The sequence below is a fragment of the uncultured Kiloniella sp. genome (assembly GCF_937128705.1).
Lineage (GTDB): Bacteria > Pseudomonadota > Alphaproteobacteria > Kiloniellales > Kiloniellaceae > Kiloniella.
Window position 1 is genome coordinate 1 of sequence record NZ_CAKZMP010000218.1, and the last position, 4,225, is coordinate 4,225.

Consider the following 4,225-nt stretch of genomic DNA (forward strand, 5'->3'; position numbering starts at 1 on the left):
GAAAAGCTTCCGCTTGTCCGCTGGGATTTTTGCAAGTTCAGCATCCCATGCCGCAGAGAATTCTGCGCCGCGTTCACCAGCTGCTCTCCACGCTTTGAGAATGTTTTTTGGGATCTCAAACGGGGCGTGTGGCCAGCCAATTTTTTCTCTTGTACCAGCAATTTCATCATCGCCAAGCGGCGCACCGTGAGTTTTGGATGTTCCCGCTTTTGTCGGGGCGCCAAAACCAATTACTGTTTTACAGGCAATCAGAGATGGCTTGTCACTGTTGCGGGCTGCGTCGATTGCCGCAGCAATTGCTTCTGGATCGTGGCCGTCGATAGCAACAGCATCCCAACCACAGGCTTCAAAGCGTTTGATCTGGTTATCGGAAACGGATAGATCCGTTGAGCCATCAATGGTGATGCCATTGTCATCAAAAAGAACGATCAGCTTGTTGAGCTTCAGGTGACCAGCCATTGAAATTGCTTCGTGACTGATGCCTTCCATTAGGCACCCATCACCCGCAATTGCGTATGTGTAATGGTCAACAATTTCGTCGCCATAACGGGCGTTCATCATGCGCTCGCCCAAGGCCATACCTACGGCCGTCGCAATTCCCTGCCCAAGGGGACCGGTCGTTGTTTCAATGCCTGGTGCATGACCAAATTCAGGGTGACCAGCTGTGATACTGTCCAGTTGACGGAAGTTTTTAATCTGATCCATTGTCATGTCTGGATAACCAGTCAGATGAAGCAAGGAATAGATCAGCATTGATCCATGACCAGCAGACAAAACAAAGCGGTCGCGGTCTGCCCAATCAGGGCGTAATGGATCAAATTTAAGAAAACGGCTGTAAAGTACGGTAGCTACATCAGCCATGCCCATTGGCATTCCTGGATGTCCAGAGTTCGCGCGTTGAACGGCATCCATGGAAAGAGCACGAATGGCATTTGCCATATCAGTGTGGTTGCTACCTGGCGCGGCGTCCGCAGCAGATACGGGAAGGCGCAGTGCAGTCATATTCAAGGTCCCCAGTTGGGTTCAGATTATCCTGTCTGGAATGTTTAAGACAGGGGTCCATTAACGGCGGCAAAATGCCCCTTTGCACCGCCAAGGTCAACCGTGATCTGAGGAATGGCTGTTATGTTCGGGAAAATGACCCTATAAAGGACACAATGAAAAGACTTGTAAGACAGGCGGTTGACCTATGTAAGATGGGCATCTTATTCTGGTTAATATTGATATTACCCTGTAATTGAGCTGGGTTACTGAATCTGGGGATAAAATTTCAGCAAATGGCTGTTTCTTGATATGACGAGATTATTAAAAGCTCTGGAGCGTCTTGCTCTAGCAGTGGATACAATTGAGAAAAACTTTGAGGCCACATCAAACGAATCCGATGGGACACTTCAAGAGGTGCAAAAAAATCTTGATCAGAGCCTGAAAGAGAATGCTGACCTTAAAACGACAAAACAAGAAGTTGGTGATCGTCTTGATAAAGTGATCGGGCAACTCTCGGCCTCACTGGAGAAATAAGAATATGGCGCAAGTAACACTGACCGTGAACGGACGCCGCTATTCAGTTGGTTGTCAGGATGGACAAGAAGATCATCTTTTGGGCTTGGCCAAATATATCAATCAAAAGATTGACGAACTTAAAGGATCAATGGGACAGGTAAGTGAAACCCATTTAATGCTTATGGCAAGTTTGCTTCTTGCAGACGAGTTGCACGAAGCCTATATCCAAATTGATGATGGTAAATCCGGAAACGGCAAAAAAGATGCTGCTGCTGACGAGGTTGAAGCAGAGAAAGTCGCAAGCGCGCTGGAAAGTTGTGCGGATCGTCTGGAATCTATTGCCGCCCGATTGGAAAATCAGTAAAAGATCTCACTGGTGCTGCGGGGTGCGTTAGGCTGGTAAAATCCCTGGGGCCAATAATCTTCTTTAGGGAGCTGTCCCTGTCAAGATCGTGGTCTTGGCATATGGCGCCCACCTGCTTATGCAGGCCGCAAGAGGACTTTGAGCCGACGGCTACCGCGGCACCACGTTTTCCTCTCTGGTTTATTGAACCCTGCTCAGGGTAAATAGCGACGAATTTGGAGGGGATGATGAATACATCGAATATAGATGAGATAGATCAACGTAAAAAGTTACTCCGTAAAGAAGCCAAGACGAATCGTGCTGAAGCTTATAAGCACAGTCCGAATGCGGCTGATCAGCTATGCAGACGCCTGTTTGAAACGATTTCATTGCCTGCGCATTCAGTTGTTTCCGCCTATTGGCCTTTGGGGGATGAACTTGACCCCATGCCATTATTACAGGCCTTGCATCATAAAGACTTCACCCCGGTGCTTCCTGTTATGTTGGGTGCTAGTAAACCCTTGATTTTCAGAAGCTGGACGCCAGGCGATACGCTTGATGATGCCGGCTTTGGGACAAAAGAACCGAGTGCAGATAAAGAAGAAATGGAACCTGATGTGCTTTTTGTTCCACTTCTAGCCTTTGACCGCGCAGGATATCGTCTTGGCTATGGTGGCGGGTTTTATGACCGGACGCTGGATAAGTTGCGGGCTAAAAAATCAGTCATTGCGATTGGTATAGCCTATGCTGGGCAGGAAATGCCCGCAGTTATTCGTGGACCTTATGATCAACCTTTGGATTATATTGTGACTGAGCAAGAAGTTATCGAGCTTTCCTGATTGCTCTGACCTAAATGCTCTGTTTCGGTCGTTTAAAGATTATCGGGATCAGGGGGGGTAAATTCTTTGCCAAGCTCTTCCTCACGGGGTAGTACACGCGGTGTATTGAAAGAAGGTGTTTTTCCTCAATAACCCGTAAATTAAAGAGACTGTTATGAGATTATTATTCTGTGGTGATGTTGTCGGGCGCTCTGGTCGTGATGCAATTGTTGCGCATTTGCCTGGACTTCGCCGGGATCTGAAGCTGGATTTCGTTATTGTGAACGGCGAAAATGCAGCATCGGGTTTTGGGATCACAGAAAAAATCTGTAAGCAGTTTTTTGATCACGGTGCTGACGTTGTTTCTGGTGGTAATCATAGCTGGGATCAGCGGGATTGCATGGTTTACATTAACAAGGAAAATCGACTGTTGCGCCCTTTGAATTATCCAGAAGGCGCGCCTGGGCGTGGAGCTGCACTCTATGAGGCGCCCGGTGGGCGTAAGATCATGGTGATGAATGCCATGGGGCGAGTGTTTATGGATCCGTTGGATGATCCCTTTGCGGCGATTTCCAAAATACTGGATCGCTATAAAATGGGGCAGCAGGGACTTTCTGCGGTTGTGGTTGATTTTCACGGGGAAGCAACCAGCGAAAAAATGGCTATGGGGCATTTTCTTGATGGCAAGGTTAGCCTTGTCGTGGGAACGCATACTCATGTGCCAACGGCGGATCACACCGTATTACCCAATGGGACAGCCTACCAAAGTGATGTTGGTATGACCGGTGATTATGATTCGGTTATCGGCATGAAAAAAGAAGTTCCCGTCGCGCGCTTTACCAAAAAATTGCCGACAGAACGCATGAGCCCGGCTGTTGGCGAGGCGACTTTGTGTGCGTTGTATGTAGAAACAGATGATGCCACAGGGCTAGCTACTCGTGTAGAGCCTGTGCGTGTTGGCGGGCGCTTGTCTCAAACTATTCCACAGGTTGATTAAGGCATAGATTAAATTTTTCGTCTTTGATTATATGACCTCTTTTCTCTCTTTTTCATGTGGTTGGTACTCTGACATTCCTGTCGTAAGTCTCTAATTATGAGAATTTTGGCAAAAAAAAGAATAGTGCCCTTGACCATTCAGTCAAGGGCACTATTTGTATGGTGAATTATATAATGGAATGTCTAGATGACAACAAACAACACCAAGGAAAGATTGCTAGAAATCGCAACAGAAATGATATGGCGTAATAGTTATTGTTCTGTAAGTGTTGATGCAGGGCGGTTGTTAATTCAGCATTGCCAGACATATCCACATAAGCACTGGTCAGGGTTTGATCAATAGCGTGTTCATCGCCATACAGTACTACTTGGTCGCAACAACCAAGGGCATTAACAAAAGGTTGATTGCCTGCGGATGTGACGCCCACAATTTTTGCGGTAATAGCGGGGTCATCACTTAACATTTTAGCTAAGCCTAAGCCCGTTTTAGACGACACCGAGCCGATGATTATTTGTGTGGCATTAAATAATTGATTGAAAATCAAATAGTCATAAAGCACAAACGATG

At 46.9% G+C, this 4,225-nt stretch carries 6 protein-coding genes and 1 other RNA gene; 5 read left to right on the plus strand and 2 right to left on the minus strand.

Translation table 11 applies throughout. The features are described from left to right. Positions 1 to 1,002, minus strand: a 1,002-nt coding sequence (locus Q0241_RS11450) for a 1-deoxy-D-xylulose-5-phosphate synthase N-terminal domain-containing protein (RefSeq protein ID WP_299377461.1), incomplete at its 3' end; no start/stop codon positions are given. 291 nt (positions 1,003 to 1,293) lie between these two features. Between Q0241_RS11450 and Q0241_RS11455 the strand changes: the two genes are divergently transcribed. The 5 genes from Q0241_RS11455 to Q0241_RS11475 all read left to right on the plus strand — a co-directional run bounded on the left by Q0241_RS11455 (position 1,294) and on the right by Q0241_RS11475 (position 3,658). After that, the gene (locus tag Q0241_RS11455; protein ID WP_299377463.1) at positions 1,294 to 1,518 is read left to right on the plus strand and encodes a hypothetical protein; all 225 of its coding nucleotides are present in this window, start codon (positions 1,294 to 1,296) and stop codon (positions 1,516 to 1,518) included. A 4-nt stretch (positions 1,519 to 1,522) separates the two neighbouring features. Further along, a complete protein-coding gene (gene zapA, locus Q0241_RS11460; protein WP_299377465.1) occupies positions 1,523 to 1,864 on the plus strand; it encodes a cell division protein ZapA in 342 nt (113 codons plus the stop codon). Between the two features lie 9 nt (positions 1,865 to 1,873). After that, a non-coding RNA gene (ssrS, locus tag Q0241_RS11465) (6S RNA) lies at positions 1,874 to 2,030 on the plus strand. Between the two features lie 61 nt (positions 2,031 to 2,091). Beyond that, positions 2,092 to 2,682, plus strand: coding sequence for a 5-formyltetrahydrofolate cyclo-ligase (locus Q0241_RS11470; RefSeq protein ID WP_299377467.1), 591 nt, complete (start codon positions 2,092 to 2,094; stop codon positions 2,680 to 2,682). 154 nt (positions 2,683 to 2,836) lie between these two features. After that, positions 2,837 to 3,658, plus strand: coding sequence for a TIGR00282 family metallophosphoesterase (locus Q0241_RS11475; RefSeq protein WP_299377469.1), 822 nt, complete (start codon positions 2,837 to 2,839; stop codon positions 3,656 to 3,658). A gap of 166 nt (positions 3,659 to 3,824) precedes the next feature. Here Q0241_RS11475 and Q0241_RS11480 read toward each other — a convergent pair. After that, the coding region (locus tag Q0241_RS11480) for a DUF2855 family protein (RefSeq protein ID WP_299377471.1) at positions 3,825 to 4,225 on the minus strand (401 nt) is incomplete at its 5' end.